General features: G+C 63.1%; 22 protein-coding genes. 14 read left to right on the top strand and 8 right to left on the bottom strand.

Going from position 1 to position 25,015, the window contains the following annotated elements; translation table 11 throughout:
- Window positions 1–119 precede the first annotated feature (119 nt).
- Window positions 120–1,091, bottom strand: a complete 972-nt coding sequence (locus ACFU5V_RS39055; protein WP_378706291.1) for a quinone oxidoreductase family protein — start codon at window positions 1,089–1,091, stop codon at window positions 120–122.
- A gap of 163 nt (window positions 1,092–1,254) precedes the next feature.
- Window positions 1,255–2,649 (bottom strand): aspartate aminotransferase family protein, encoded by a 1,395-nt coding sequence (locus ACFU5V_RS39050; RefSeq protein ID WP_378706289.1) that lies wholly within the window; start codon window positions 2,647–2,649, stop codon window positions 1,255–1,257.
- A 304-nt stretch (window positions 2,650–2,953) separates the two neighbouring features.
- On the opposite strand from ACFU5V_RS39050, the gene ACFU5V_RS39045 reads away from it, so the two are divergent.
- Window positions 2,954–4,570 (top strand): PucR family transcriptional regulator, encoded by a 1,617-nt coding sequence (locus tag ACFU5V_RS39045; protein WP_378706287.1) that lies wholly within the window; start codon window positions 2,954–2,956, stop codon window positions 4,568–4,570.
- 328 nt (window positions 4,571–4,898) lie between these two features.
- Here ACFU5V_RS39045 and ACFU5V_RS39040 read toward each other — a convergent pair whose 3' ends face one another.
- Entirely contained in the window at window positions 4,899–5,879 is a 981-nt protein-coding gene (locus ACFU5V_RS39040) for a DMT family transporter (protein WP_378706285.1), read from the bottom strand.
- 440 nt (window positions 5,880–6,319) lie between these two features.
- Between ACFU5V_RS39040 and ACFU5V_RS39035 the strand changes: the two genes are divergently transcribed.
- The 10 genes from ACFU5V_RS39035 (at window position 6,320) to acs (ending at window position 15,371) form a co-directional block, all read left to right on the top strand.
- Complete coding sequence (locus ACFU5V_RS39035) at window positions 6,320–6,877, top strand: CoA transferase (protein WP_378706284.1); 558 nt, start codon at window positions 6,320–6,322, stop codon at window positions 6,875–6,877.
- On the top strand, window positions 6,874–7,470 hold the full coding sequence (locus tag ACFU5V_RS39030) for an enoyl-CoA hydratase/isomerase family protein (protein ID WP_378706282.1): 597 nt from the start codon (window positions 6,874–6,876) through the stop codon (window positions 7,468–7,470). The genes ACFU5V_RS39035 and ACFU5V_RS39030 overlap by 4 nt, the downstream gene beginning before the upstream one ends.
- Window positions 7,397–7,642 (top strand): enoyl-CoA hydratase/isomerase family protein, encoded by a 246-nt coding sequence (locus ACFU5V_RS39025; RefSeq protein WP_378706342.1) that lies wholly within the window; start codon window positions 7,397–7,399, stop codon window positions 7,640–7,642. Before ACFU5V_RS39030 ends, ACFU5V_RS39025 begins: the two co-directional genes overlap by 74 nt.
- Window positions 7,643–8,154: 512 nt before the next feature.
- Window positions 8,155–8,673, top strand: a complete 519-nt coding sequence (locus ACFU5V_RS39020) for a GNAT family N-acetyltransferase (RefSeq protein ID WP_378706280.1) — start codon at window positions 8,155–8,157, stop codon at window positions 8,671–8,673.
- Window positions 8,674–8,705: 32 nt separating this feature from the next.
- Window positions 8,706–8,888 carry a hypothetical protein gene (locus ACFU5V_RS39015; RefSeq protein WP_378706278.1) on the top strand — a complete coding sequence of 61 codons (183 nt, stop codon included), beginning with the start codon at window positions 8,706–8,708 and terminating at the stop codon, window positions 8,886–8,888.
- 460 nt (window positions 8,889–9,348) lie between these two features.
- Window positions 9,349–9,957, top strand: coding sequence for a TetR/AcrR family transcriptional regulator (locus tag ACFU5V_RS39010; protein WP_378706276.1), 609 nt, complete (start codon window positions 9,349–9,351; stop codon window positions 9,955–9,957).
- 155 nt (window positions 9,958–10,112) lie between these two features.
- Window positions 10,113–11,135 carry a nitroreductase family protein gene (locus ACFU5V_RS39005; RefSeq protein ID WP_378706274.1) on the top strand — a complete coding sequence of 341 codons (1,023 nt, stop codon included), beginning with the start codon at window positions 10,113–10,115 and terminating at the stop codon, window positions 11,133–11,135.
- 601 nt (window positions 11,136–11,736) lie between these two features.
- Window positions 11,737–12,360 carry a hypothetical protein gene (locus tag ACFU5V_RS39000; protein ID WP_378706272.1) on the top strand — a complete coding sequence of 208 codons (624 nt, stop codon included), beginning with the start codon at window positions 11,737–11,739 and terminating at the stop codon, window positions 12,358–12,360.
- A complete protein-coding gene (locus tag ACFU5V_RS38995; RefSeq protein ID WP_378706270.1) occupies window positions 12,357–13,187 on the top strand; it encodes a response regulator transcription factor in 831 nt (276 codons plus the stop codon). The genes ACFU5V_RS39000 and ACFU5V_RS38995 overlap by 4 nt, the downstream gene beginning before the upstream one ends.
- Window positions 13,188–13,445: 258 nt before the next feature.
- Window positions 13,446–15,371 carry an acetate--CoA ligase gene (gene acs / locus ACFU5V_RS38990; protein ID WP_378706268.1) on the top strand — a complete coding sequence of 642 codons (1,926 nt, stop codon included), beginning with the start codon at window positions 13,446–13,448 and terminating at the stop codon, window positions 15,369–15,371.
- 268 nt (window positions 15,372–15,639) lie between these two features.
- On the opposite strand, the gene ACFU5V_RS38985 is transcribed toward acs, so the two are convergent.
- The 5 genes from ACFU5V_RS38985 to ACFU5V_RS38965 all read right to left on the bottom strand — a co-directional run bounded on the left by ACFU5V_RS38985 (window position 15,640) and on the right by ACFU5V_RS38965 (window position 21,812).
- Complete coding sequence (locus ACFU5V_RS38985; RefSeq protein WP_378706266.1) at window positions 15,640–16,686, bottom strand: DMT family transporter; 1,047 nt, start codon at window positions 16,684–16,686, stop codon at window positions 15,640–15,642.
- The gene (locus ACFU5V_RS38980; RefSeq protein WP_378706264.1) at window positions 16,673–17,917 is read right to left on the bottom strand and encodes an amidohydrolase family protein; all 1,245 of its coding nucleotides are present in this window, start codon (window positions 17,915–17,917) and stop codon (window positions 16,673–16,675) included. The genes ACFU5V_RS38985 and ACFU5V_RS38980 overlap by 14 nt, the downstream gene beginning before the upstream one ends.
- A gap of 2 nt (window positions 17,918–17,919) precedes the next feature.
- On the bottom strand, window positions 17,920–18,417 hold the full coding sequence (locus ACFU5V_RS38975; RefSeq protein ID WP_378706262.1) for a GAF domain-containing protein: 498 nt from the start codon (window positions 18,415–18,417) through the stop codon (window positions 17,920–17,922).
- Window positions 18,414–19,787 (bottom strand): MFS transporter, encoded by a 1,374-nt coding sequence (locus ACFU5V_RS38970; RefSeq protein WP_378706260.1) that lies wholly within the window; start codon window positions 19,785–19,787, stop codon window positions 18,414–18,416. Before ACFU5V_RS38970 ends, ACFU5V_RS38975 begins: the two co-directional genes overlap by 4 nt.
- A gap of 138 nt (window positions 19,788–19,925) precedes the next feature.
- Window positions 19,926–21,812 (bottom strand): APC family permease, encoded by a 1,887-nt coding sequence (locus tag ACFU5V_RS38965; protein ID WP_378706258.1) that lies wholly within the window; start codon window positions 21,810–21,812, stop codon window positions 19,926–19,928.
- Window positions 21,813–22,284: 472 nt separating this feature from the next.
- Here ACFU5V_RS38965 and ACFU5V_RS38960 point away from each other — a divergent pair, with 472 nt between their 5' ends.
- From ACFU5V_RS38960 to ACFU5V_RS38950, 3 genes are all read left to right on the top strand, one after another.
- A complete protein-coding gene (locus ACFU5V_RS38960) occupies window positions 22,285–23,085 on the top strand; it encodes an SDR family NAD(P)-dependent oxidoreductase (protein WP_378706256.1) in 801 nt (266 codons plus the stop codon).
- A gap of 17 nt (window positions 23,086–23,102) precedes the next feature.
- Window positions 23,103–24,008: a proline dehydrogenase family protein gene (locus ACFU5V_RS38955; RefSeq protein ID WP_378706254.1), complete on the top strand. Its 906-nt coding sequence runs from the start codon at window positions 23,103–23,105 to the stop codon at window positions 24,006–24,008.
- 196 nt (window positions 24,009–24,204) lie between these two features.
- Window positions 24,205–24,822 carry a TetR/AcrR family transcriptional regulator gene (locus ACFU5V_RS38950; RefSeq protein WP_378706252.1) on the top strand — a complete coding sequence of 206 codons (618 nt, stop codon included), beginning with the start codon at window positions 24,205–24,207 and terminating at the stop codon, window positions 24,820–24,822.
- The last annotated feature ends 193 nt before the right edge of the window (window positions 24,823–25,015 follow it).

The raw sequence follows: 25,015 nt of genomic DNA, 5'->3' as shown, positions 1-25,015 counted from the left end.
GTGTTTTTGGGGATACCCTCCCTCCCCTCTCCCCCCCCCTGCCCTCTTTTGGGGGGCGGGAGGGGGGTACAGTGGGCTCCCCTGGTGCTCGCCACCCACCCCCCCCCAGCGCCCGGGCGTCAGCCTTCGCTGATGGGAGCGACGTCGATGAGCAGCTTGCCGGCGAGCGACCGGGAAGTCAGGTCCTGCTGTGCCTTCGCGGTGTCCTCCAGCGAGTACCGGCCCGCGATGGCAGTCGAGATCACCCCTTCTCGCGCCCAGCCGAATACCTCCTCGGCACGCCAGGACAGTTCGCCCGGACGCGCGGTGAAGTGCGCCACCGAGGGGCGGATAACCGACAGCGACTTGGCAGCTAGTGCGCTGAATTCGATTGCCGGCGGCGGACCACTCGCAGCGCCGATCACCACGAGGGTGCCACGCACGGCCAAGCTCTTCAGCCCCTCCTCGACGGTGTCGCGGCCGATGCCGTCGTACACCACATCGACGCCATGGCCGTCGGTGATCTGCTGGACCGCGTCGGCGAAGCCGTCGTAGCCGATGGCATGGTCCGCGCCGGCCTCGAGAGCGATGTTTCGCTTCTCTTCCGTCGATGCTGTGGCGATGACGGTGGCGCCGAGATGATGGGCGATCTGGGTCAGCAGCCGTCCCACCCCGCCCGCGGCGGCGTGCACCAGCACAGTGGAGTCCTTGCCGACGGCGAACGCGCTGGTGGCGAGGTAGTGGGCCGTAATGCCCTGCATGAGCAGCGCGACGGCGTCGTCATTGGTGACGTCGTCGGGAATCGCGACTGCCTTTGCCTCGTCGAGCACGACGGTCTCCGCGAAGCTGCCCAACGCACCGAGCCACCCCACGCGACGGCCGACCAAGTTCGCGTCGACGCCTGATCCCACCTTGGTCACGCGGCCGACACCTTCGACACCGCCGACGAAGGGGGCCGGCGCGGCTCCCTGTCGCTGGTAGATGTCGAGGTAGTTCACGCCGGCGGTTGCGACGGCGACCTGAAGCTGTTCGGCGCCGGGTTCCGGGGCGTCGATCTCGGCAAGCGTGACCTTCTCGGGTCCGCCATTTTCGTTGACAACGATGGCTTTCATCTATGCCCTTCTCTCTAGCGTCCTGGGAGTAGGGAAGCGTCCCGAGGAGGTAGTTGTACTGGTGAGCGGTTCGATGTGTGCAAGGCGGTCCGTGACCTGTAGTCGAGACCGACAAGGGAACATCCCGCGCGGGCGCCGTTGACCGCGCGGGAGTTCGGATCTGTCAGGAGCCGACGTGCGAATCGGCAATGTCGAGTACCGAGTCGAGAATCGCCAGACCTTCGCGGACCTCGGCCTCGGTGACGGTGCACGGCGGCACCGCGTGAATGCGGTTGAAGTTGGCCATCGGCAGCAATCCCCCTGCCTTGCAGGCGGCGATAGTTTCGTTCATCGCCGGACTGGAACTGCCGTACGGAGCGAGCGGTTCCTTCGTTGCACGGTCGGTGACCAGCTCGATCGCCCAGAGCACGCCGAGTCCGCGGACTTCCCCGATCGACGGGTGCCGGTCGGCAAGGCCTCGCAGCCCCGGACCGAGGATCTCGCTGCCGATGCGAGCAGCGTTCTCGACGATCCGCTCGTCTTCCATCACGTTGATCGTCGCGACGGCGGCCGCGGTGGCGAGCGGATGTCCGGAGTAGGTGAGCCCGCCGGGGAACGGGCGGTTGGCGAAGGTCGCCGCGATCTTCTCGCTGATCGCAATACCGCCAAGCGGGACGTATCCGGAGTTGACGCCCTTCGCGAACGTGATGAGGTCAGGCACGACGTCGAAGTGTTCGACCGCGAACCACTTTCCGGTGCGGCCGAATCCGGCCATCACCTCGTCGGCGATATACACGATCCCGTACCGGTCGCAGATCTCCCGAACGCCGGCCAGGTACCCCGGCGGGGGCACCATGACCCCGGCAGTGCCCGGAACGGACTCGAGAATGATCGCGGCGAACGAGTCCGGCCCCTCGAATCGGATCAGCTGGTCGAGATGCGCCAGAGCCCGCTCGGTTTCCTGCTGCTCGTTCTCCGCGTGGAACTGCGAGCGGTACAGGAATGGCCCGTGGAAGTGCACGACCCCGCTGTTGCCGTAGTCGTTGGGCCACCTGCGCGGGTCTCCGGTCAGGTTGATCGCGGTGTCGGTGCCGCCATGGTACGAGCGGTAACGGGAGAGCACCTTGTACCGGCCCGTGTGGTGGCGGGCCATCCGGATCGCGTGCTCGTTGGCGTCGGCGCCGCCGTTGGTGAAGAACACCTTGTTCAGGTCACCCGGGGTCCGCTCGGTGATCAGCCGCGCAGCCTCGGAGCGAGCGTCATTCGCGTACTGCGGTGCGATGGTGCACAACTTCGCCGCCTGATCCTGGATGGCCGCAATGACTTTCGGATGCTGATGTCCGATGTTGATGTTGACGAGCTGGGACGCGAAATCCAGCAGACGGTTGCCGGCCCCGTCCCACACGTATGAACCCTCGGAGGCGAGGATCGGCTTCGGATCGATCTGACTCTGGGCGGACCACGAGTGGAACACGTGCGCGCGGTCGAGTTCATACGCGCGCTCGCCCTCGGCGCGGGCGTCGTCCAGGCTCTGCCCGGTCGGTAGGAGATCGAGATCCTGCGGGGCAATTGTCGTCATGAGTGATGTAGTCCTTCCCTGCTCAGTTGTGTGTCTTGGGGAAGCCGATGTTTGGCGCCACCGTGGATGAGATCGACTGCTTGCAACGACTACGGCGGGGCCGCAGCACGCGGCGCGGGCCGCGACGTCAGAGGGGAAGAAGCTGGTACGTCACTGTCGTGTCGTGGCTGAAGATCATCGACGTTGTCCTTCGTGGAGGAAGTGCGCGGCATTCACCGGGTCTGCTCTCTACTTTGAGGCCGAAAACCACCTACTGACGAAATCAAGTTGTATCTGTGTGATGTCAGTGTTTTACAATCTGTAAATGCAGCTCTCGATCGCGGACATCCTGGCCCTTCCCGTGGTGCAGGAGGGGAAACCGGAGGTCATCGGTGGAGGCGCGCTCCTAGATCGGGCAGTGCGGTGGGTTCACATCGCCGAGGTAGACGACATGTCCAACATGCTGCAAGGCGGTGAACTGGTCCTCACGACCGGGCCGGCGCTCGCAGTCGAATCCAGGGGTATGTCGTACCTCGAACACCTGGCTGAAGCGGGGGCCGCAGGCGTCATCGTCGAACTCGGAACGTACATCGACGCCATTCCACCTGAAGTTGCGCGGGCCGCCGACGAGATCGAGCTGCCCGTGATCGCGCTGCATCGGACCATTCGGTTCGTCGATGTCACCGAGCGAGTACACCGGGCGATCGTTGCCGACCAATACGAAGAAGTTGCCTTCGCGCGCACGGCCCACGAGATCTTCACGGACCTCAGCATGAAACGTGCCCCTCTGAGCGACATCGTGGAAGCAGCGGCCGAGATGATCGGCGGTTCGCTCGTACTCGAGGATCTCAACCGAAAGGTTCTCACGTTCTCCGCGCAAGGACAGCGTCCCGCGGACCTGCTCGCCGACTGGGAACGACGTTCGCGCCTGACGCCGATATCGAATCGCACGTCCGTGGACGGCCCCGAACCGTGGATGACCACTCCCGTCGGTCCGGACCGGCAGGGGTGGGGCCGCCTCGTTGCACCGATCCCGGGCGACACCTCGGCGCGTACCCGGATGGCAATCGAACGGGCCGCTCAGGCACTCGCGCTGACCCGAATGGTCGAGCACGACCGCTCAGCGTTCGAGCAACAAGCGCAAAGCGGACTAGTTGACGAACTGGCGCGCGGACGCATCGATGACGAGGCAGACGCCGCCGCCCGTGCGCACGCCCTGGGACTGCGGTCCGCGTCGAAGTACGTGCCGATCACGGTACGCGTGACAGATAGTGCGCCCTTGGAGGAGAGCACGGCGCATCGCCGCCAACTCCACATGCTCGACCAGGTGCGCCACAGTGTGCGGTCGGCGCATCAATCGGCGTTGACGGCAAACCGTAGGACCGGGCAGGTCGATCTGATCCTCGCCTATCCGCAGACGGGCCCGGCGGAAGAGGCGATTGTTGCGGTGTGCAGTGAGATTCGATCCGCACTGAGGCGAGTCGACGGCATTCTGCGGTGCACGATCGGCGTCGGTCCGGAATCGACCCGGCTGCTCGATTCGGCGCTCGGGCTTGCAGACTCCGCGCACATCGCCGATGTTGCCCAGTCTCTGCCCCAGGACGGCAAGCCCTACCATCGTGCCAAGGACATCCGACTGCGCGGGCTGCTTGCACTGATCCGCACCGATCCGAGAGTCCAAGCGTTCGCCGAGAGTGAGCTGCGCGGTCTGTTGGACCACCTCGCCCGACACGGCGGTGACGAGCTGGACATTCTCCGTGCGTTTCTCGAGTCCGACCTGAACAAGTCTGACCTCGCCAAACGGCTGCACCTCTCGCGGCCGACGTTGTACACGAAGCTGTCGGCGATCGAACGCATGCTCGGCGTCGACCTCTATGACGCGGAATCGCGAACCTCGCTACACACCGCGATCCTAATCTTGGACACCCGTCAGCAGACCTGACATTCACCCCGACTGCCCGGCGCCGATCTCAATTCTCGAGCAAACCCTCATAGCGGCCGGCCGGGAGTGGAAACCGTGCTCTGTTTCCCCGTGGTCGCGGGGCATGTCCGCGAGCTGAGGAGAGTCGATGCGATACCCATCGGTGAACAGCCGATTCGCAACGAACGTCAGCCGAGTCAAGCCGGACCAAGGTGTAAACCATGTCCTTCATGAGTGGCGAGTGGCACGGAATTCACCTGTTTTCGATTGCCAGGTCGACGTCAGGGCGAAGGGCTCAGGCAGGAGCTCGCCGGTCAATCCGACGTGGCAGAAAGGATGCGCACGATGATCAGGTGTTGCGCACGACGTCCGGGACCAGCGCCGGCGCAGTGTCCGGCCGTCGGCGACGCGTGGTCCGCGACCGGGCCACGACCCACACGGAAGCGACCACGACCGCACACCCGACGAGTTGGCTGACGCTGGGGCGCTCGTGCACGAGCACGATCGAAAACCCGACTGCCATCACCGGCTGCGCGAGCAGCAGCGTCGCCCCTACCTCGGAAGAGAGTCGGGGGAGGGCGAACCCGATCAAAACCCAGCCGAGGACCTGACCGCTCAACGACAAGGTCACCAACCACCACATGGCGTGCCAACCCGGAGTCAGATCGACGGTGCCCCAGAGCGAGCCGACTGCAGTGCCGACGACACCGGCGGCGATGGTCGAGACGAACACCTGCGTCGACGCGCGCTGCGCAGATCCGGCCCTGCCGCTGGCGAAGATATAGATGCCATAGGACACGCCAGCCCCCAGCGCCAACAATGTGCCGGCGACCAGTTGATTCCCTTCGCCACCGCCTCCGAGCACTCCACCGGCAAGTGCGACACCGCTGAAGAGGAATGGGACCGCCACGAGGAAGCGCACCGGAACTTTCTCCCGGAAGAAGATCCATGCCAGCAGTGGCACCACGACGACTTGAACGTTGACGACCACGGTGGATATACCAGCACCGATCATGTCGATCGAGCGCGCCCACAACGCGAAGTCCACTCCCAGCATGAGACCGCCGAAGGCCTGAGCCGCAAGCACTCGAGACGCAACGGCACCATGGCGCCGAAACTCTCGAGACGCCATGAAACCGAGGACAGGGAGGGCAAGCAGACACCGAAAGAAGGTCGACGTCGCTGGTGAAACCCCCGACAGCTTGATGAAACTCCCGGTCAGCGACGCCACCGAGGCGCCTGCGAGCGCGAGCAGCCGCGGATCGACAGATGCGGCGGTAAGACGCGTGCGAACGACTGTGCGCGCGCGGGAGGTTGATTCGTTGGCCACGCAGCAATTGTCGGGGATCGAAACGATCAGAACTAGTAAAACATTGTCGACGTGAAGCGGTAGCAATGCTACCGCTTTCGGGCCGAGCTCGAATCGAGGTACCGGTCACGGAGCACCGCGGCGTATGCAACCGAGCATCGTGGGATTACGCCTAACGCGTCGCTGTTGACCGCAAGATCACCTCTGGCACAGGATGAGTCCGAAGTCGTCTCGCTCTATCCACGGACACTGCTGCGCTCAGTTCTGTGCACCTACGAGACTTCCGAAAAACTGCCTGCCGCTTGCAAACCCAGGCGGTGACGTCCAAAGGTTCGCCAGCCATCGGTGACTGGCGGCAAAGCCATGAAGGTGGGTGTCCTAGTATTCGAGCTGCGCCATGCGAGTCGACGTCATGGATGCCGCTATCGCAATCAATCCACGCCACACCTCAGGAGTTCGCTGTGAGCACCCCCGACACCACCCCCACCACCGGTACGGCGCGCGTCAAGCGCGGCATGGCCGAGATGTTGAAGGGCGGGGTGATCGCGCCGCATGGAGCCTTCAACACATCCGACGGCATGGTTTCGGTTGTCGCGGACGATGACCGACAGTGGCGCCGACTCTGCGCTGCGTTGAGTCTGCCCGGCATGAGGGACGACCCCCGGTTCGTCGACAACCGTTCCCGTCTCGAGAACCAACAGGAATTGGATTCAGTTCTCCAGGCAGTACTGAGCTCCGAGACAACGGCATCGGTTCTCGCAGCTGCAGGTAGAGCGGGGGCGGCTATTAGCAGAGTTCAAACGCGTGCTCCGCAGGAGGTCGCCGACTCCGCCCTCCATCCCGCAGGTGGCTCCGAATCGGAAACGCAGCGACGCGGCGCACCGTCGTCGCCAGACGCGGCCGAATCGGCCACGGGCGACCCGTTAGGTACCAGAGCGCACCACCCAAGTATCGACGAAGAGATCGCGTTGACGTCGCTCGAATTGGCTTCAAGTGCGCAGACGGAGGTCCAGAAATGAGTGGACACCTCACGCTCACTACTGACTCGGGCATCGCGACGCTGACGATCGACCGACCCGAGAAGCGCAATGCCATGAGTCTGAGTATGTGGACTCAACTTCCGCAGCTGATTTCCGCAGTCGAAGCCGACCCGAAGGTCAAGGTTCTGATCATCCGCGGGGGCGATCACTTTTCGGCCGGCGCGGACATCGGTGAATTCGCTACCGTGCGCGGCTGCGCCTATGCCGGAAGACATTACGACGATGTGGTTGAACGTGCAGAAATTGCCATCGTCACCCTGAGTAGGCCGACAATCGCCGCGATAAGTGGTTATTGCATCGGCGGTGGCTGCGAACTGGCAGCGGCATGCGACATTCGAATCGGCACACCCGAAACCATCATGGCGATCACGCCCGCCAAGCTCGGCCTCGTGTATAACTATCGCTCCACCAGAGCCCTTGTACGACTGGTCGGTCCTGCGTGGGCCAAACAGATGCTGTTTTACCGGCGACCATCTCTCAGCCGACCAAGCACAGCGTATCGGTCTGCTCAACGAGATTGTCGGCACCGACGACCTCGACGCCCGCGTGAGAGAGCTCGCAACTACCATTAGCAGCCGCGCCCAGAACACCGTGCGCAGTAGCAAAGTGATAATCGACAAGATTCTCGACAATACCGGGGAAGACGACACAGTCATCGGGCTCTATGCGGACGGGTACACAAGCGACGACTACGCCGAAGGCGTCGCGGCCTTCTTGGCGAAACGTCAACCTCAGTTCGAATGAGACCCCACCCGAGACTGGTGGAGTCTGCTCGAAATCGTCTGACGGTCCGTACGATTCAGGTGATCAGCTCCACTGCGCAGCAGCCGCCATGCCCGGGTGTGGGCATCAATTCCACCGACCATCGCCTACCCGATGACCGGACGCGGCGCGTCACTGCAGATTCAGGAACTCCTCGAAATGTCACTACTCAGGTTTCATAGTGCGATCGCGTGCGTCACCATGGCAACACGCCGTACGACCCGATCGATCCAGCGAATCCTGACGAATCTCGCCCTCGCACGAGTCCATGCGAGATGGTCAGCCATGGTAGCCAGTGCACAACAGGAGTCCGCCAGTCAGTAGCAAGAGGCCGCCGACGCACGCGAGCTTCCTGGCACCACCGCCGGGATCGGCTCGCCGAACTCGGGGCATCCCAACTGCTGACCGCCGGCGAGCAGCAGATAGACCTACAGCCGCACGTAGCACTCGGTTGAAGCGAATCAACCCGTCACGAATCGACCCGGGAGAAATCGATGTCCGCGCACCGAAATCAATACAACCAACCCATCGGAGAACCGGTCCCCGATTGGACTGCCCGTCGCACTCCTGCCGCGACCACGCTCGACGGCACGTACTGCCGGCTGGAACCACTCGACCCGGAACAGCACGCCGACGACCTTTATGCGGCCTACCGCGTGGCGCCGGACCACCGCGACTGGACCTACATGGCTGCCGACCCCTTTACCGACGCCGTCGAATACCGCCGCTATGTCCGGGAGGTCGCCCAGTACCCCGACCGCCAGGACTACGCAGTAATCGACCGTGAGGCAGGCAAGGCGGTAGGCACGCTGTCTTTGATGCGGCAGGACCCGAACAACGGTGTCATCGAGGTAGGCAACGTGATGTTCTCGCCCCTGCTGAAGCGGACTGCCATCTCGACAGAAGCACAATTCCGGATAATGGCCTATGTTTTTGATGACCTCGGGTATCGGCGGTACGAATGGAAGTGCGATAGCCTCAACGCCCCTCGCGTAAGGCGGCCCAACGACTAGGGTTCAGATTCGAAGGAATCTTCCGTCAGGCCATGGTTTACAAAGAACGTAGCCGCGACACGGCCTGGTATTCAATCATTGACGCGGACTGGCCGACGCTCCGACAAGCCTTCCAGGAATGGCTGGCGCCGGACAACTTCACCATCGACGGTCGGCAGCGGCGTGCACTATCCGAGATACGCGCGCAGGTCGAATTGCCACCGGCGCGCAGATAGATCTACAGGGTTGGCTATGCGTCGCTGCTTCCGGCGTAGCGGCACTCAGGTTTGGGCCCGAGCATCGCAGGCCCTCATGCGGCGCACTCGGGCCCGCGACCTTCATCAGCTTCTGGTAGATCCGGCGGAAGGGGAGAAGTCCTGGCTGCGTGCAGTGTCAGCCCGACGGCGACGGTCGGTCGGGGCGCCAGGCGGTGGAGCGGTGCCTGAGGCTCGGGTCGCCTACCCACAGCAGTGACGCGGCGAAATATGTTGCAAATGAATACTTGTGCGAATCATCGTTGCTGATATGGGCAACGTTGCAGGTGCCACGGCGCGCCCGAGTCCCAGCGACGACGCCAGAGACGCGCGGTTGTTGTCGCCAAACGTGGTCCAGGCGCGCTCGCGGAGTCGAAAGTCTGTTTGACCTGGCAATTCCTCTGAGTTTACACAGATCGGTGTAATCTGGTATAAATGTCTCATGCCGATCGCAGACACCGACGCGCCAGTCACGTTGACGCGACAAGCGCAGACCGTGCTGGATACCGCGTCGCAGTTGTTCTATGCGCACGGTATCCACGCGGTAGGGGTGGATCGCATCGCCTCGGAGTCGGGCGTGACCAAAAAGACCCTCTACAACCGCTTCGGGTCGAAAGAGAACCTTGTTCTGGCCTACCTTCAGCAACGTGAGAATCAGTGGCGGACAATCCTTCACGATCACCTGCAGCAACACCCCGAACCGGGCATTGATCGAATACTCGCGGTTTTCGATGCGGCGAATTCGTGGTATCCCGGTCGATCCACCAAAGGCTGCAGCGCTGTCAACGCTCGTGCGGAAGAAGGGCCTGACCCGATTGGGCACCTGATTCCGCAGGAGGTCACAGAGCAAAAGACCTGGATGCGTTCTCGGTTCAGCGAACTTTGCGCGGAAGCGGGATTTACCGACCCTGATCGGGTTGCATGCCAACTTCAGCTGCTGCTCGAGGGGGCTCTGGTAACGCTCGGCACCAGAGCTTTTGATTCCCCGGTCTCACTCGCGCGCGAGACCGCTGCGCTGATTCTTCGGAATAGCCCCTCCGCAAGCAGTTAACAATCTCAGAATAATAAGTACCGCAACCAAATTCGGTAGTGCGGCGATTCTACGTGGCTACAAATCAGCCCGATATTGGTAGGGCGTTACATCAATAGCTATTGCTCTTTGACGTCTGGGCACTGAACAGAGCTGACATCGGAAGGAACGGAAATATGACCACCACTACTGCCGTGACCGTGGGCTTCGACCTGGAGGAGGCTCGACGCGCCTATACGCCGAAGGCTGAACTTCCTGAAGTGGAAAGCAACTTCGAGTACGACCGCGACAGGTTCTTGAGGCACTCGAGCACAAGGGACATCAACCCCGACCCTGTTGCATTGGCGTCGTTCCTCACCTCTGCCTATCACAGCCTCGAAAAGGGGCTGGCCATGGAGGTACCCCGAGCGGGATTCGGAGTGCGCAAGATTCCATCGATCCTGGCCGCGATCCGGGAACTGGAGGCGACCGGCAACGTAAGTGTTGCAACACGAGGCGCTCGCGGATCCGTCCGATCCTACGTTCGCTTCCACGATGAGCGCGGACTCGCGATGCCGGCTCACCTCGAGGAGGAGCTGCGCGCATTTGCCGCGGAGTCGGGAGATGAGCCTCTCCCCGGCGGAGCGGTCACGCTGACTCGGAAAGAGATCAAAGAGGCGACCGATTTCGACTACGACAGGTTCATCAAAACCCGTTACAGCGTAAGGCATTTCACCGGAGAAGATGTCGCGCCGTCTGACGTGCGGACCGTTGTGGGACAAGCCTTGAAATCCCCGCGGGTGTGCAACCGGGAGTCGCGTCGCATATATGCTGCCTACGAACCGGAGCTGCGCAACAATCTGCTCAGCTATCATCACGGCAATTCGGGATTTGGCCACAAACTCGGTGCTGTGCTGGTGGTTGCCGTCGATATCCGCGAGTTCGACATGATCGGTGAGCGCAACCAGCCATGGATCGACGGTGGACTGTTCGCGATGTCGTTGGTCTACGGATTCCATGCAGCGGGATTGGGAACGTGCGTTTTGAACTGGTCGGAAGACCGCGAGCACGACCAGGTCCTCCGCAACGCCTTCCACATTCCCGACAACGAGGTCGTCATTACCCTCATTGGTGTCGGACACCTTCCCGAGCAGTTCGACGTCGCCGCATCGCCGCCGCCGGCGATTGACGACGTTCTCTCCGTAATCTCGCCGCGATGACCCCGACCCGGGCACCGTTGCTCGGGTAGAGCCTATCGAAGAATGGTGCTCTCACCTGCCGAAGTGCATGGGCTGGCTAGTTTGATGAGTGGGTGGGCAGAGTCTGCAGCGACTCTGACGGTTCTCCGTCAGCCGCAGACGTAAGTTCATCTTGGAATCGCATTCGCGGGCATTGACAGGCTGTGCTGTGCAACGGAACTCGCCAATGCCCGAGGCCCACGCAATACGGCGCGGTCGAGACCGCCGAGGTCCGATGGCGCCACCACAGCGGTCAAGCTACGACGTCGTCTCCACACCGCATTGACAATGTGCCGGGGTCGACAGGGGACTAGCGCCAATATGGTCCATATGGGTGCTAATGCCCGGGAGTGGTTCAGCGGGTCGTGGTGGGTGCGGGGCTGAGGTATGACATGGCCGTCTCCGATCGTCGGCACCGGCGTTGTGCTGCGGCCGAATGTGAGGAATGGGGTCATCCGCGGTAGAGCAGCTGTGCAGACGTTGTCCGAAAGCGAGTTGGCGGTTGGTGTGGCTCTGCGAGCCCGCAGGGTCGGTGGACGGATCTGATGCGGGTCGTGGATCGAGCGGCGGGGCAGTTGACCTGGTGGACGATGGTGGCCAGCGCGATCGCCGAGCAGTACCCGTCCGACAACTTTCGCCGCACAGCGCCGAGGTGAGGGCGCAGGAGTTGATCGCGGCGGAGCCGGGCGTGGTGTGGGTGCACCGACATCGGCACCGCGCTCGGACGTACAAGTCATCACCCGAGCATGTGGTTGATGGATTGGTGCCGCGGCGGGACGGAAACCGCGGAGGTGGCGGAGGAGTCTGCGACGGTATCGAACACTACGGCGTCGGTTTCATCAGCGAGCTGCACTCGTGCGGCTGGCTCGCCGAGCTGAACGTTGCCCCACATAGTCGTGCCGATCATTCATGCGCATCGGTGATGTGCTCGACGACTTATGCGGCGCCGGGAACAGCGGAACGAACCGTTTCCGGCCGGCTGTCGCTCGGCTCCGGGGTGGCCAGCGACACCGTCTCCTCAGCGAACGCCGCTTGTACCTGCCCGAACCTGGACAACACGCACAGCGTTTGTGCCGGCGACCGCGTACAACAGATCGTTGACCGTCGCGTCGCCGACCGCGACCTTGAAGCCCGAGATATGACTAGTGAGGTGTCCGTGGTCCTGAAAGTCCTGGTGGTTGCGGATTTCACTATTCTGCTGACATGACCGGTAAGTCCGCCGTCCCGACCGCAGGCACGAGTGTGCTCGACGCCATGGACGCACTCCGAACTCGGTCGGGCATGGAGATGGTGTTCGTCGCGAGCGTTCTTCCCTCGTGTGACGCCGTGCAGGTCACCTCGACCCACGGAGCCCGTACCGGCACGATGTCCGACCTGGTCGTCCAACGTGGCGCTGGCCTTGGAGGCAAGGCGCTGCTCTTGAACCGTCCCGTCGCGGTATCGAGCTATAAGACAGCCGGCGGCATCACTCACGAGTACGACGCACAAGTATTGGGCGAGGGACTCGAGACACTGGCGGCGTTTCCTCCCGTCTTGTCGGGCTCGCCCGACGTCCTGATCTACCTGGGGAATCGTCGCCGGATCAACCTCGGCGAGAGGTGGTACGAACAGCTCCGACCGTGGGTGCAGGGAGTCGTGCACGCAGTGTCCGCGCTGGAGCGCTCACCGGGTCGATCCACTTCGCTGGAGTCCGGTCTTCGCGACAGCGAGATCGCCTTCGTTCTCCGCGAGCTCGACGAGATAGCTGCCGAGATGGACAGTGAAGCGCTGCGCGCCCGCCTGGCACAGGTGCGCGCACGGCTGGGTGGCCCACGAGCCGTCCGCGGCCCGGAGACCCCATCGAACCTCACCCGCCGTGAGATCGATGTGTTGCGCGAAGCTGCGCGCGGGTTGACCAACCGTGCTGTCGGAGCAAACCTGAACCTCGTCGAGAACTCGGTCAAGACGTACCTGAGGACGGCGATGCGCAAGTTGAACGTGACCAACCGGGTCCAGGCGATCACTGCGGCACGTGCGCTCGGGCTGATCGACTGATCGGCGCACCGAGATACACGAAAGTAGATGCCCCATTGTGGGGCGCGTCTCACCGTGAGCTAATGGAGCGGCCCTCGCCTGGGTGCGAAACATGTTGAGGAACGCGGCCTTTCACCTACATCATAGACCTGATGTCGTGGTTCCTGATGCTCGTCGCACCCACCCGCCGTGTCCGCGGTGACGCCCGGAACGCTAACGGGACCATGAGGTCTCGTTGGTATCGATGCATGTCTCGAAGCTAAGCAGAAAGGTCCACCAGTGCAGGCCAACAGCGACGTCCTTGCCGCCTACTTACCATCGTCCGAGTTCACCGCTACTGCGAACGCCGGACCCGAACTGCAGGCCGCCGCAGACGAGGACCGACTCGCATTCTGGGCGACACAGGCCGAGCGCCTGCACTGGCACACGCCCTTCACCGAGGTCCTCGACTGGTCCGACGCACCCGTCGCGAAATGGTTCGTCGGCGGACAACTCAACGTCGCCTACAACTGCGTCGACCGCCACGTCCTCGCCGGCAACGGCGACCGCGTCGCCATCCACTTCGAAGGCGAACCGGGCGACACCCGCGACCTGACCTACGACGACCTGCTCACCGAAGTCAGCAAGGCCGCCAACACCTTCACCGACCTCGGACTCGTCGCCGGCGACCGCGTCGCGATCTACATGCCGATGATCCCCGAGGCCATCGTCACCATGCTCGCCTGCGCCCGCCTGGGCCTGACCCATTCCGTGGTCTTCGCCGGCTTCTCCGCCAGCGCCCTGCGCTCGCGCATCGACGACGCCGAAGCCAAACTCGTCGTCACCGTCGACGGGCAGTGGCGCCGCGGCCAGGCCGCACCCCTCAAGCCCGCCGTCGACGAGGCCGTCGACGGGGCCGCGTCCGTCGAGCACGTTCTCGTCGTCAAGCGCACCGGCATCGACGTGGAGGTCGCCGACGGCCGGGACCTGTGGTGGCACGAGACCGTCGACAAGGCCTCCGGCACCCACGAGGCGACCCCGTTCGACGCCGAGCACCCGCTGTTCATCCTCTACACCTCCGGCACCACCGGAAAGCCCAAGGGCATCATCCACACCTCCGGCGGCTACCTCACCCAGGCGTCGTACACCCACCACAACGTCTTCGACCACAAGGCCGGCCGCGACGTGTACTGGTGCACCGCCGACATCGGCTGGGTCACCGGCCACAGCTACATCGTCTACGGACCGCTGTCCAACGGCGTCACCCAGGTGGTCTACGAGGGCACCCCGAACTCCCCCGACGAGCACCGCCACTTCCAGATCATCGAGAAGTACGGCGTCAGCATCTACTACACCGCCCCCACCCTGGTGCGCACGTTCATGAAGTGGGGCCGCGAGATTCCCGACGCCCACGACCTGTCCAGCATCCGGCTCCTCGGCTCGGTCGGCGAACCGATCAACCCCGAGGCCTGGAAATGGTTCCGCGAGGTGATCGGCGGCAACCAGGCCCCCATCGTCGACACCTGGTGGCAGACCGAGACCGGCGCCATCATGATCTCTCCGCTGCCCGGGATCACCGCCACCAAACCCGGCTCCGCGATGGCCCCGCTGCCCGGCATCTCCGCGAAGATCGTCGACGATGACGCCCACGAACTCGGCGCCGGCGGCTCCGGCTACCTCGTCCTCGACAAGCCGTGGCCGGCGATGCTCCGCGGCATCTGGGGCGACATGGACCGCTACCGCGACACCTACTGGTCCCGCTACCCCGAGCAGGGCTGGTACTTCGCCGGTGACGGCGCCAAGTACGACGACGACGGCGCCCTGTGGGTCCTCGGCCGCGTCGACGACGTCATGAACGTCTCCGGCCACCGCATCTCCACCTCCGAGGTCGAATCCGCCCTCGTCGGCCACCACGGCGTCGCCGAAGCCGCCGTCGTCGGCGCCGCCGACGAGACCACCGGCCAGGGCATCGTCGCGTTCGTCATCCTCCGCGAGGGCGTCGAGAACACCGGCGACACCCTCATCGCCGAACTCAAGGCCGAGGTGTCCCGGGAGATCAGCCCGATCGCCAAGCCCCGCCAGATCACCATCGTCCCCGAACTCCCCAAGACCCGCTCGGGCAAGATCATGCGGCGCCTGCTCAAGGACATCGCCGAAGGCCGCGACCTCGGCGACACCTCCACCCTCGTCGACCCCAAGGTCTTCGACGCCATCCGCGGCAAGTAGGGCGCGCTTCCGCGTCCCGTGGCGCGAAATGATGGATCTCCGCTAACTCCTGAGCGCCGCACGGTCTCAGGCTGCTCGCGAACTCGCGGATGGGCCCCGTCCCGCCGGTCGGTCCTCGGTAGACGACGCCCGTACCATTGGCCGGCCACGCTCCGCCATGCTTGCGAAGAGCAGGTTGTCAGCGGTCGCGACCTCCTGCGCACCGATCGGCGCACCTGACGGTCCGCGGGAACGCCAACGCCGCGGCCGGGCGGCGTTGGCGTCGGCATCAGCCATTCCGCGCTTGTCCTGAGTGGCGCGGAGTGCCTCGACGGCGCTCGTTTGGACGAGCCGAATGCGCCCGTGTTTTCGTCGTCTCCTTCGCCGGGTGGTTCTGGGAGATGACTACCGCAATATTGGAGGCCGCGATACAGCCCATGCCGAGCCATTCGTGCGCGGTGAGGAACTGCCCGAGAAATGCCATTCCTGCGAGCGCAGCCCACACAGGATTGAGGCTGGTGAGAATGGCGAACGTTCCTGCAGGAAGATGTCGCAAGGCCATCATGTCAGCGGCGTAGGGAATCGCGGACGCGAGGATCCCTGCGGCTGCGGTGTACACCAACGTCTTTCCCCAGAGACTGCCCTCGGCTGCCAAGACCACAATGACTGGCGAGTAGAGGGCGGCAGCGAGCCCGGTGGCAAGTGCCGAGCCTTTGAGTCCAGCGCATCGTTGCCCGACAAGTTGATTGAGCAGGATATAGGTCGCCCAGCATGTCGCGGCGAGAAGGCCGAGTGCAACACCGAGGTAGTCGGTTGACGGGCCGGGGAGGACCAGGACGTACACCCCGATGCCAGCGGTGACCGCGAATATCCAGTCGCGCGGACGTCGAAGAGCGAATAGTGCCACGGACAGCGGTCCCAGGAACTCCAAGGAGACGGCGAGACCGAGTCCGATGCGGTCGACTGCGGTGTACAAGGAGAGATTCATCATTGACAGCGTCACGGCGAGCGCGAGTACCGGCCACACTTGGGGCCAGCGAAGGCCGCGGACTGATGGTCGTGCAACGATCCCGAGGACCACTGCAGCGACGATCTGGCGGACAGCGACGACCCCGACCGGGCCGATCGAGGGAAAGGCCAGTGCGCCTATGCCGGCGCCGGACTGGTTCGCGATGCTGCTCGCCAGCGACAGCGTGATGCCGGTTACCGAACTGCGGCGACGGCGATTTGTCGTTCGGCTGTCGTCTTGCTCGGAATCGCGGCTTGTGCCGACACCGGTGGGCGCAGTTGGCTCGAGGCCGTCGGGGGCGGGTGAACGGATGTCAGACTGGGGCACGACTGGAATTCCTCGCCTGTTCCATGTCACGCCGGATCGAACCGTCCTGGATCACCATGTCGAGGTACTTGCCGGGATCGGCGACCGCGTCGATGTCGCGGAGGGGATCTGCCGACAGAATCAACAGGTCCGCTCGGGAACCCCGTGAGATCTGTCCGACTTCGCCGTCTCGGTTGATGAGTTGTGCTGCCACAACGGTCGCGCTCTGAAGCACGGCCAGGTTCGTCATCACGCTGCTTCGAATTTTGAACTCTTCACATTGGAGTCGGTGCATCCCGCCGATCAGGTCGGAGCCGTAGGCGATCTTGACGCCTGCTTCGTGGGCGGCCGCCAGGCCGTCGATCGCCTTGTCGAGGACAGTTCTCGCCTTGGTCAATTGTTCCTCGGTCTGGCCGTGTTTCTGCCCCTCTTGGACCAGGGCGTGGTAGGTGCAGATCGTGGGGACCAGAAAGGCTTCGTGGTCGATGAACAACTCGATCGAGCTCTCATCGAGGAGGTTGCCATGTTCGATGGAGCGAACTCCTGCCTCGAGTGCGCGATTGATGGCGCGTGGGGTGTATGCGTGGGCGGCCACATAGCGATTGGCTGCCGTGGCTTCCTCGACTGCAGTTCGCATTTCTTCCAGGGAGTACTGGATCGAGTCGATGCGATCGGTCGGTGACGCGATTCCTCCGGAAGCCATGATTTTGATGTGGTCGGCACCGCGTCGGATCTCGTCTCGAACTGCTCGCCGGATCTCGTCGACGCCGTCGGCGATGCGGCCGATACCGTGACAACACACATCATGCGTGGAGTCGGCCGCGGCGCGGAAGTCTCCGTGCCCACCGGTTTGGCTCAACGCTGGTCCGCCGAACATCAAGGTGGGTCCTACGATGAAGCCTTCTCGTTGTGCAGCCGCCAATCCGTGATCGGCTCCACCGACGTCGCGTACGGTGGTGAATCCTCTGTCGAGCATTCCCGACATGATGTCGATTGCGCGGGCCGTCACGTAGGACGGCGAGGTGTGTCGGTTGACGCCCAGTGAAGCGTTTGCAGCGGTGACATGGACGTGGCAGTCGATCAATCCGGGGATCACAAACTTCCCGGTTGCATCGATGACGAGCTCGTTGGGTGACGGTGCCAGTCCAAGTCCCATCTCACCGATGGTTGACGAACATCGGATGTCCAGGCGGTGATAGTTGCCGGTGTGAATATCGAGGACATCTGCATTCTTGACGAGTAATGAGTGCATGGCTAGTGACCTCCTGCAATCGGAGTGGAGTTGATGATGTATCGAACGAGTTCGTCTGCGACATTGCTGACGAGATGGTCGGCACGCTCGATGTCGTCTTCTGTCAACGATCCGGACGGGCCAAGGATGTTGACCACCGCGACTGTGGAGTTCTCGGCGACGAGGGGGAGATTGACGATCGCGCCGCCCCCGTACTGCTGGATCGCCTTCCAGTCGGTGAATGCCGATTGAAGTTCGGTCAGCGTCGGGGCGACGAAACGACGTCCCTGGTCGATACAGGTGTCAGTCCATGACTGGCTCACTTCGAGCTTCTTCGTGCCGCCCACAGGGTTGAAGGCGGGATCGCTGCTGTAGATGCGGGTCAGCGTCCCTTGCTGGGGATCCCAGGACAGGATGGTCAGCAAGATTGCGGGGGTTGTGGCCGCGATCTTGCACCACAATTCGGTGCCCAGCCGATCGATGCCGGGGCCGTCGCCGGTGCGGTGGGAGTGCTTACTCATTGACGTTCCTTCTCGAGAGCCAGCGGCACTTGCTCCGGGTCGGAAGGTTTCTCGTTGAGATCTTCCAGACTCACTCCCACTGTGGAGACACCGAGGACGATCACGCCGAACACGCCGGCGAACAGGATGGCTGCGGTGACTCCGAATACCCCCGCGAAACCGATGGTTGCCGACGAAAAGCCAATGATGATGGGTGCGGTGATGCTTCCGATGCGACCGAACGCGCTGGCCAGTCCGGTTGCGGTCGCCCGGACATGAGTCGGGAACAGTTCTGGGGTGTAGGAGTAGGTCGCGGCGACACTACCGTTGAGGAAGAACGACAGTAACGCGCCCGAGGTGAGGATGAGCGCAGGACTGCCGCTCTGGCTGAGCCAGATTGCGCTCGCCGTGGCTCCCGTCAGGTAGAGGGCGATCGTATTCTTGCGATCGATGCGTTCGGAAACCCAAGCAGCGGAGAAGAACCCCGGAATCTGAGCCATATAGATGATGATGGTGAATTCGAAACTTTTTGTTACTTCGATTCCACGTTGGAGGAGCAGTGTCGGGATCCAGGTGAAGAAGCCGTAGAAGGCAAAGACGTTGACGAACCACACCAGCCACACGACCGCTGTCCGCCGCCGGAACGAGTGCGACAACAGGAGTCGTAGAGCCGGGATCATTCCGATCTTCGGCGGTTCTGGCGCTGTCGATGCAGTCGTGACGGGATCGTACGGTGGCAGTTCGGTCTTGGTGGCCTTTCGTACTCGCTGTTCGTACTCTTCGACAATTACTTCTGCCTCAGCTTCTCTGCCACGCGAGATCAGATAACGAGGCGACTCGCGCAATGACCGCCGCCACCACAGCAGCATGAGAATCGGTACCGCGGTCACGACCTGCGCCCAGCGCCATCCGTCCTCGATCACAGGCACCATGTAACGTCCGAGGAGCGCTGCCATGACATATCCGAACCCGAAGAACCCGGTCAGGCATCCGACGAACCAGCCCCGCTTGGCCGGCGGCACGAACTCGGCGAGATAGGGGGCGATGATCACGCTCTCTGCGCCGATGCCGAGACCCGCGATAATCCTTGCAGCAGCGAATATTTCGTAGTTTGGTGCTACTGCGGCGATAAGGGTGAACGCGGCATAGATGAACAGGGCGTACATCATGACCGGTTTTCGACCGAACCTGTCGCCGAGCACCCCCGCGATGAGCGCACCGATGAGGTATCCCACGGGTGTCGCCGCAGCGAGGATGCCCAGCATGCCGTTTTCCAAGCCCCACTCTTTGGCCATACTGGGAAGAATGAAGGCGACGAGGGCGTTGTCCATTCCGTCGAACGTGTAGCCGAGTCCTCCGATGATCAGCAGCCAGTAGTGCGGCCGTGACATCGGGAGTCGATCCAATCTCGCTAACAGTGGCATATCGAGTACTCCAGTTCGGTGTTGCGTGCCGCGTAACGATCTAGGTACAGAGATCCAGGTACGAAGAGGTATCCGTCGCGCCGATTTTCGTGGACGACGGGACAGCTACGGCCGAAGAGAAGGTTCGGCAGCGGAGTCGCCGGACGAACTCTGCGGGCTCGAGGGCGTGGTGGCCGTGTCCGTTTCGGTGTTGGCGGTTTCGGCGAGCAGTGCGCGAAGTTCGTCGGTTTCGTATCCGCTGTGGGCTGCCCACCAGGCGCTGGCGATACCGACGATGAAGACGAGGGCGAGGGTGGGGGTATCGCCCAGGATCTTGTCGCCTCCGCCGGAGGTGTCGGTGAGATAGGACGCGACGAGGACGGCCAGGAGTGAAGCCGGAAGCCAGATCGAGGCCGCGGTTTGCTTCTTGCCGTCGGGGTTGCTTGCCATCCACATCGCGCCCAGGACTGCCACCACCAGGATGATCATCACGGCGATGTAGGCGAGGTCCCCGAGTGGGGCTCCGCTCCGTTTGGTTCCGGCGGTCGACATGATCCAACCGCCCGCCCAGGCCAGCACGATCCACGCTGCTGTGAAGGTGCCGGCGATGGTGAGGCCGGTGGTGCGGGAGAACCAGCCGAGTCGAGGTGCGATGTAGGAGGCTGCCACCGGAATGGCGAGGAAGAACACGGTCATCAGGTTCACCAGCGTCCACCAGCCCGCGAAGTAGATCACGGTCACCGCCACCGCATGTGCGAGAACGCAGACGGCTGTCACGGCAGGCACGCGAACCGGGCGGTCCAGTCCGGGCGCGGTGCGCCGCAACACCATCACCAGCGGGCTGCCCACAAGGTAGGAAAGGACCAGGGCGGTCGAGACGATGCCGACCATTTGGTACCAACTCGGGAACGGGGCGAGGAAGACCAGGCTCACCAGGGTGCACGCCAGCATCGCCACCCACGGCACCCCGTGTCGGTTGAGGCGCTGCATGACGGCTGGAAGCGCTCCGTTCACGGAGTTGGCATACGCAGTTCGGCCGGCGACGCCGGTCATGGTCATGCCGGTGATTGCGGGGGCACCGACGGCATCGATGAGCAGGAGGGTGCCGAACCAGACGAATCCGGCCGCACCGAGTGCGTGCACGAGGGGTGACGACGCCCAGTTGCTCGAGGCGAGTTCGGACCAGGCGCCCGGGGCGATCCCGAGGCTGTCCCAGTCGATGACGCCGATGAACCCGATCTGCAGGGCGAGGTAGAAGGCCAGCGGGATCAGCAGTCCACCGACGATCATGCCGATCGGGAGGTGCTTGCGTGGGTTGACGGATTCGCCACCAAGATCTGCGATCACTCGAATACCGTTGAATGCCATAACGATGCCACCGGCTGTGACTGCGTGCATCACTGCCGATCCGCCGAGTGGTGCGAACCCGCCGTACTCGGTGAAGTTCTCCGACTTCATCGCGGTGAACATCAGTGCCGCGGCGCCGAAGGGGATGACGATCTTCCATACCGAAAGCCAGGCGGTAGCCCTGGCGAGCAGCTGCACGCCGAAGATGTTGAGCAGGAAGAAGACGAAGACCAGGGCGGTCGCGGTGAGCACCCCGATCGGCCAGGTGAGCAGGGTGACTCCGTCGACGACGTGGAGTAGGCCGAGCTGGGGGAATTGGCCACCGAGATAGGTCAGCGCCACGAGCGCTTCGATGGGGGGCAGGGTCACCAGGGCTACCAGGTATCCCCACCCGTTCATCCAGGAGAGCAGCGATCCGTGCGTGAACTGTGGTCCGCGGACACTGACGCCCGTGCGGGGAAGTGCCGTCGAAATCTCCAACCACGGAATGGCCATGATGGCGAAGACGAGTGCCCCGAACACCCAGGTGAAGATCGCGGCGGGCCCGGCCAGCCCGGCGGTCGCCAGAGGCGCGAACAGCCAGGAGGCGCCGATCTGGATGGTCACCGCGATTGCAATGAGCTGCCACAGCGTGATCTTGCGCTGGAATCCGCCGTCAGACTGCACGGAGCCACCGTTGTGAACACCGTCTGAGCGTGGTGTCAGGGACATGGTTCTCCTCGAATGCCGATCATACCGATCGGCGGTCAGTCGACACCTGATCACAAGCCCGGAACATCCAGACGCTCGTGTCAAATGGTGCCAGTGAATTAAGTGATAGAACATTCCCACAACCGGTTTGACCCGGTCAATAGCTGGCCGCGTAACTTTCGTGCAAATTCGGACGGGACCTGGCGTTCCGGGGCTGTTAGGTGAGATAGTGTTATCACTTGAGTCATTCAACTGCTTTTGTTTCCGGCAGCGTCCGAGGTCCTTCCCGGAGGCCGGAACGTCAGCGTGGTCGAGAGAACCGCCCGCGGTCCGCGTGGTGTCGGATCGCGTCGACGTTGGATGACTTGTAGATCCAGAACCCCGGTCGAGCCGGGGTTATCTAAACCCATCGGAGTGAGGCGAAATGACCAAAGAACTTGACGGAAAGGTGGCTCTGGTCACCGGCGGCGCATCAGGCATCGGCGCGGAATGCGCGCGTGCCTTCGCTGATGCCGGTGCCAAAGTGCTTGTATGCGATCGCAATGAAGAGGCGGGACGCGAGGTTGTCGACGGGATCGGTTCCGCTGCGCGGTTCGCCTCCGTCGACGTGCGTTCGGCAGATGCGGTCGCCGGGGCGGTCGAGCAGGCGGTGTCCGACTTCGGTGGACTGGACGTCGTCTTCAACAATGCCGGTGCCGGGTTCAATGCGTTACTGGTCGATCATTCCGACCAGCACATCGATGACCTGCTCGACATCAACCTGCGCGCGACGATCCTGGTCTGCCGAGCGGCCATGCCTCACCTGCTCAACAATGAATCCGGTGGCGTGATCATCAACAACGCGTCCAACGGGGGAGTGATCGGCAGGGCCCCGGACCCGGTGTACGTCGCGACCAAGCATGGTGTCGTGGGCTTCACCAAGTCGCTTGCGCTTGCTCATGCGCATCAGGGCATCCGGGTCAACGCGATCTGCCCGGGGCCGATCGACACACCGATGCTGTGGGGGAATTTCAAGGACGTTCCGCGGGACGAGGCTCTGCACCGCATCTTGGCGACTTGTCCCGACCCCAGGGTCGCCACCACCGAGGAGGTCGCCGCCACGGTGGTGTTCCTTGCCTCGGATGCCGCGCGATTCATCAATGGTGTCGCTCTTCCGATCGACGGCGCGAAGGCGGCCGGCGTCATGCCGGGGCACCGCTACCGACTGGACTTCCCCCTGTCCGCAGAGGCCGAGGAGCTCGTTCGATGAGTTTTACCGGAAAGGTTATGGGCGGTGTCGTCGGCACGCTGCCTCCGAGCGTCATCCGATCGATGGCCAAGCAGTATGCCGCGGGAGCCACTGTCGACGATGCGATGCGCGTCGTTGGAGAGCTGCGGGATGCTGGGATCAACTCGACGGTCGCCGTCCTCGGCGAGGCGGCGACGACCGAGGGCTATGCCGATCAGCACATGCGTGAACTCGAGTCGGTGTTCGACGCTCTCCGGAAGGCGGGACGTTCCGACCTGGACGTGCGATTGGGTATCAAGCCGACCGCGCTGGGCATCGACGTGAGCAACGAACTTGCCACCAAGAACCTGATTGCGATCGCCAGCAACGCGCAGGATGCAGGCCGGATCGTCGAAGTCGATATGGAGCAACTGCAGTATGTCGATCGCACACTCGACATGGTGCGATCCGCGAAGCTGTCGTCGTACTCCAATGTCTACGCCGTCGTCCAGGCCTATCTGCATCGCACCAACAACGACGTCGAGCAGTTGATCCGCGACGGCATCCCCGCCCGAATCGTCAAAGGCACCTACAAGGAGCCCCTCAAGGCGTTCCAGCTCTACGAATCGGTGCGCGAGAACTTCGTTGCTCTCGTACGGCAGTACCTTGAGGCTGGCGTGTTCGTCGGCATCGCGACACATGACGAATACGTCATCGTTCGGGCGCTGAACATGATTCGCGAACTCGGTGTCGACCCGGCAAACTACGAGTTCCAGATGATCATGGGGGTGCAGGAGACGCTCAGGCAGAGCCTCGTCGACGCCGGTCATCCTGTTCGAGCGACCGTGCACTTCGGATCCGACCTGCACCTGTGGTCGATCCGTAGGCTGAAGGAAAACCCGGAGATAGCGCGCTATGCCGTTTCCGGCATGGCCGATGCCGTTCGCCATCGCAAGGCGAACTGACGAGCGAGCACCCTGACGTCGCCCGCGCCCGTCGAATGCGGGCGACGCGTCGGGCATCGTGCAACGGGTCACCGGCTTCAGCGATCGGTGACCCGTTCGGGCCCGTGGCGATCTCCCCGACCCTTTAGCGTGAGCACTCTCATTTGAGGTGATAGTATCACCTCTACTCGTTAGCACCGACGTCGTAGAGAAGGCGATGACCGCAAAAACGAAGTCAGAGAAGGCCCGGCCGCTCCGCAGCGACACCCGGCGCAACCATCGTCGTTTGATGGCAGCGGTCGGCGAGATTGCCAGGGAATCACCGGAGGATCTGACAATGCAGGCCGTGGCCGCACGCGCCGAGATCGGCCCTGCGACGGCCTACCGCTACTACTCGACGATGGATGACGTACTCGCCGCGTACGTTCTCGGGGTGATCGAACAGCTCCGGTCTTTCAGCGCCGAATCAACTCTCGGTGGTCGAGAACATTTCGACGCAGTCGTTGCGTGTTGGCTGGAATTGCTCGACGAGCACGGAGCGGCGATGGTCCAGTTGCGCTCCCGCCGCGGATTTCTCGAGCGTCTTCATGCCGAGAACGACATCATCGTGACGGTCGAGCGAGCGTGGCGTCCCCCGCTCGTTGCATTGCTCGACGAGCTGGGATTGTCGACTGACCTGATCGAGTACGCATTGTTCTTGTGCAACATGATCTTCGATCCGCGTGAGGTCCACGACCTACGTACCGCAGCGAACCTCAGTCACGCCGAGGTGTCAGAACGTCTGACTGCCGCCTTCCTCGGTGCTTTACACGGATGGGCCGGTGCGGGAAAGTAGCTCATAGTCTTGCTGTGCCCTGCACCGCCGTGTCACCATCTGGCCGGTGGGACCCGATCAAGGCAGGTCCGTAGCGCGGGGTCGGCTTGTCGTCTACCGCGAGCACTCGCCCGTGGCCGGGTCGGCAGACGGGCATTGTGTTCTGGTGCCCTTTCCGTGCTCACCCGGGTGGGCACCGGGGCACTGAGGCAGG

The organism is Rhodococcus sp. NPDC057529 (assembly GCF_042802055.1).
In the GTDB taxonomy this organism is placed as follows: domain Bacteria; phylum Actinomycetota; class Actinomycetes; order Mycobacteriales; family Mycobacteriaceae; genus Rhodococcus_F.
This window is presented reverse-complemented; position numbering and strand designations above follow the sequence as displayed.

What these genes read in the sequence shown, in the direction of transcription:
- ACFU5V_RS39010 (WP_378706276.1), top strand. Translation starts at nt 9,349, where the DNA reads ATGCCGATCGCAGACACCGACGCGCCAGTCACGTTGACGCGACAAGCG.
- ACFU5V_RS39020 (WP_378706280.1), top strand. Translation starts at nt 8,155, where the DNA reads ATGTCCGCGCACCGAAATCAATACAACCAACCCATCGGAGAACCGGTC.
- ACFU5V_RS39005 (WP_378706274.1), top strand. Translation starts at nt 10,113, where the DNA reads ATGACCACCACTACTGCCGTGACCGTGGGCTTCGACCTGGAGGAGGCT.
- ACFU5V_RS39015 (WP_378706278.1), top strand. Translation starts at nt 8,706, where the DNA reads ATGGTTTACAAAGAACGTAGCCGCGACACGGCCTGGTATTCAATCATT.
- ACFU5V_RS39030 (WP_378706282.1), top strand. Translation starts at nt 6,874, where the DNA reads ATGAGTGGACACCTCACGCTCACTACTGACTCGGGCATCGCGACGCTG.
- ACFU5V_RS39055 (WP_378706291.1), bottom strand. Translation starts at nt 1,091, where the DNA reads ATGAAAGCCATCGTTGTCAACGAAAATGGCGGACCCGAGAAGGTCACG.
- ACFU5V_RS39050 (WP_378706289.1), bottom strand. Translation starts at nt 2,649, where the DNA reads ATGACGACAATTGCCCCGCAGGATCTCGATCTCCTACCGACCGGGCAG.
- ACFU5V_RS38995 (WP_378706270.1), top strand. Translation starts at nt 12,357, where the DNA reads ATGACCGGTAAGTCCGCCGTCCCGACCGCAGGCACGAGTGTGCTCGAC.
- ACFU5V_RS38950 (WP_378706252.1), top strand. Translation starts at nt 24,205, where the DNA reads ATGACCGCAAAAACGAAGTCAGAGAAGGCCCGGCCGCTCCGCAGCGAC.
- ACFU5V_RS38955 (WP_378706254.1), top strand. Translation starts at nt 23,103, where the DNA reads ATGGGCGGTGTCGTCGGCACGCTGCCTCCGAGCGTCATCCGATCGATG.
- ACFU5V_RS38975 (WP_378706262.1), bottom strand. Translation starts at nt 18,417, where the DNA reads ATGAGTAAGCACTCCCACCGCACCGGCGACGGCCCCGGCATCGATCGG.
- ACFU5V_RS38970 (WP_378706260.1), bottom strand. Translation starts at nt 19,787, where the DNA reads ATGTCACGGCCGCACTACTGGCTGCTGATCATCGGAGGACTCGGCTAC.
- ACFU5V_RS39045 (WP_378706287.1), top strand. Translation starts at nt 2,954, where the DNA reads ATGCAGCTCTCGATCGCGGACATCCTGGCCCTTCCCGTGGTGCAGGAG.
- ACFU5V_RS38980 (WP_378706264.1), bottom strand. Translation starts at nt 17,917, where the DNA reads ATGCACTCATTACTCGTCAAGAATGCAGATGTCCTCGATATTCACACC.